Origin of the sequence: Loktanella sp. DJP18 (assembly GCF_049310965.1) — a bacterium.
GTDB lineage: Bacteria > Pseudomonadota > Alphaproteobacteria > Rhodobacterales > Rhodobacteraceae > Loktanella.
Map to the genome: position 1 here is coordinate 1 of NZ_JBMERN010000252.1, position 2,681 is coordinate 2,681.

The following is a 2,681-nucleotide window of genomic DNA, read 5'->3' on the forward strand; positions in this document are numbered from 1 at the left end:
CTCAGAACACTAGAGGGCGAAATTCTCCATACCTGATGACTGCGCCTATTCGGTGTTCAGGTTGTAAGGCACTGTTTTTGAGAGGGGTTTTTTTGAGCCAATATTGACTTGGATGACAGTCTCGTTCGGTGAAACGGAACTGAAATCGAAACAATTCTCAGCTGCAGCCAAGGTTCGCGCGTTCGTCGGGTTGCTCAGGCACAGCATTAGACAGGAAGGGCTGAAGTCGGAGTTCCGCTATCGGCTGCATAGAGGGCTGCTTCCGTCCTATGAAACTTAGCATGGTAAGGAAATTTTCTTATGTTCCACGGTCTCCTTGTCTCCGGCCGTGCGGATGCTTAGAACTTTGAAAGTTCTGCATGGGGAATTGCCAGAACATACTGCGTTCCGTCCAGCCCACTGCTAGGGCTCAACGTTCCGCCCAGTTGCTCCACAAACGCCTCAATCAGTTTCTGACCAAGGCCGGAGTCAACCCGGGCGTTCACGTCTATGCCGGGACCGTCATCCCAGAAGGTAAATGCGATCACGTCATCAGTCGGTACAATGCCCAACCCAAGTTTGCCAGTGTCACGGCCAACGTACGCATACTTCAGGCTGTTGGTGGCCAACTCGTTTACGATCAGACCAAGGGGAACCGCGATACGCGTCGACAGCTCAATCTCGCTGTCCGCAAGAGTTATCGTGATTGTTCCGGGCGACATTTCCATCGCAGCAACAGCATCGCGCATGATAGCGTTCAGATAATCATCTGCTTGCACATGATCGACAGCCCCCGTCCGGGACAGGGCGCGATAAAGGGTCCCAATGGCGTCGATGCGGTTGCGCATGCGAGTGAACGCCGCTTTGCAATCAACGTCGCTCAGCGCACGTCCTTCCATCGATATAACAGAGCCAATCATTGACATTGAGTTCATCACGCGGTGGTTCAGCTCTTCGAGGAGACGATTGGACTGATCGAGAGCCCGGTCACGCTCAGCCTCCAGAAGGCGTCGCTCCGTCACGTCCTCTATCGCCAGCAGCAAGGTTTTGGTGCTAAGACCTTCGCTGAATATCTTCCGCGCATTCAAAAGAACCGTTCGGACGCCGATCTGGGGAAAGGCGTGGGTAATCTCGTAGTCTTCTATCGTGGAGTGGTCAGGCAAGACCTCTTTTAGAAGCCGGATCAGCTCTGGGTTGGCCCATTGTCCGTTGCCCAAATCGACCAGGTTCCTGCCGAGCGCCTGCTCGGCATCTACCCTGAACTTCAGATGGAATGCGCGGCTGGCCGCCATGATCTGAAGGTCGCCGTCAAGAACAAGAAGCGGTTCGCGCAAGGTGTCCACGATGCCTTCCGCCAATCGGCGTTGAAGACCCAGTTCCCGGGCGTGGTCGGCGGCTTCCGTTACATCGTCAACGGCCAGCAGTATTCGCTTGGCATTGTGACCCGCCCAGACGGTTTTGCGCGCATTCAGACGCATCACTCTGCGTCCGATATGATCGAAGTGGTGGTCGACTTCGAGATCTTCGAGCGTCACATCCTGGGTTACAACGGCGTTCAGGGGACCCAGCAGCGCTGGTATGTTCCACTGTCCGTCACCCAGATCGCCAAGGGCACGTCCCACCGTGTCATGGCGGTTGACTCTGAACATCTTCAAGAATTTGTCGCTCGCAAACTCGACAGTCAGGTCTTCGGTGAGAACAAGGAGCCCTTCCCGCAGGGTTGCGATAATCTCGGACGGGTCCATCGCCGTCAGTGCCGTCGACGATGTGCTCTTCATTAGTATTTTGCTTCCTTTGTTCGGAAAAAGATTTGACAGGCTCGTCATATCGGTAATCATGGAAGCACGACCATAAGGACAAATATGCCAATCGGCACTTTCAGTTTAGATCGGCCCTCTTGGTTTAATGCACTCAAGTATCTGCGAACGTCCATGACAGCCAAAAGCATTTACGGTCTAACGTTAATCTGCGTAATTTTGCGCCGGGCTTTCGCCATGCGCGCGGCTGGATCAGCAGACGCAGTGGCCTCTCTTTAAAGATGCGCCTTGCGCAAGCGTGCAATTTTGACCTGACGCTTTGTCGCCTCCTCGTCGCGCCTTTCTTTCGCTTTACGCGTCATTTTCTCCATCGGAGTTTCCAACCGACGTTGCAAGATTCGAAAGACATCAGACAGTGTGCGGATAATCATCAGTAAAAACTCCTTGGTATGCGCGCGGCTGCTCAGCCGGCACGGGATGGCGGGATATCTTGCGTAGGGCAACCGCGGCACACAACACCGTTAGATGGCCGCAGCGGGAACTAAACGGTGATGGGTGGCCCAGACTGCCTCAGATCAAGGCCGTCGGACTGAGTTGCCCCCCGCGATGATGCGATTGATCAGCATTGCGACTTGCTTATGCGTGCGCAGATCGGCGTCCGACCCGGCCGCGTTCTCGTGGGCCTCAGCCGCATCTTTGAGAATGCCGACAAATTCTTTCTCCGGGAGAACGTTGTGATCGTTCAACGCGAGCATAAGGGCCTCGCAGATGGAGAGTGCGGCCATCCCGGCATACTTTGTCTGATCAGGAATATTGGTTTGATCCATCATTTTGGCATCATCCATCATTAAGGTTTTGTTCAGGCCAAAGGAGAGCCCACAAGGATCACTACCATGACATAGAATAAATCAGTTTGGATTGATGTACATCAGTCGAGATTGTCGA

General features: G+C 54.0%; 3 protein-coding genes. All 3 read right to left on the bottom strand.

Features of this window, described 5'->3' with window-relative positions:
• Nucleotides 1-338: 338 nt before the first annotated feature.
• Nucleotides 339-1,817: a sensor histidine kinase gene (locus ACOI1H_RS24710; RefSeq protein WP_422440899.1), complete on the bottom strand. Its 1,479-nt coding sequence runs from the start codon at nt 1,815-1,817 to the stop codon at nt 339-341.
• 194 nt (nt 1,818-2,011) lie between these two features.
• A complete protein-coding gene (locus tag ACOI1H_RS24715) occupies nt 2,012-2,167 on the bottom strand; it encodes a hypothetical protein (RefSeq protein WP_422440900.1) in 156 nt (51 codons plus the stop codon).
• A 144-nt stretch (nt 2,168-2,311) separates the two neighbouring features.
• Nucleotides 2,312-2,584 carry a hypothetical protein gene (locus tag ACOI1H_RS24720; RefSeq protein WP_422440901.1) on the bottom strand — a complete coding sequence of 91 codons (273 nt, stop codon included), beginning with the start codon at nt 2,582-2,584 and terminating at the stop codon, nt 2,312-2,314.
• Nucleotides 2,585-2,681: the final 97 nt, after the last annotated feature.

Coding starts and splice junctions, on each gene's coding strand:
- ACOI1H_RS24715 (WP_422440900.1), bottom strand. CDS start 2,167: ATGATTATCCGCACACTGTCTGATGTCTTTCGAATCTTGCAACGTCGG.
- ACOI1H_RS24720 (WP_422440901.1), bottom strand. CDS start 2,584: ATGATGGATGATGCCAAAATGATGGATCAAACCAATATTCCTGATCAG.
- ACOI1H_RS24710 (WP_422440899.1), bottom strand. CDS start 1,817: ATGATTACCGATATGACGAGCCTGTCAAATCTTTTTCCGAACAAAGGA.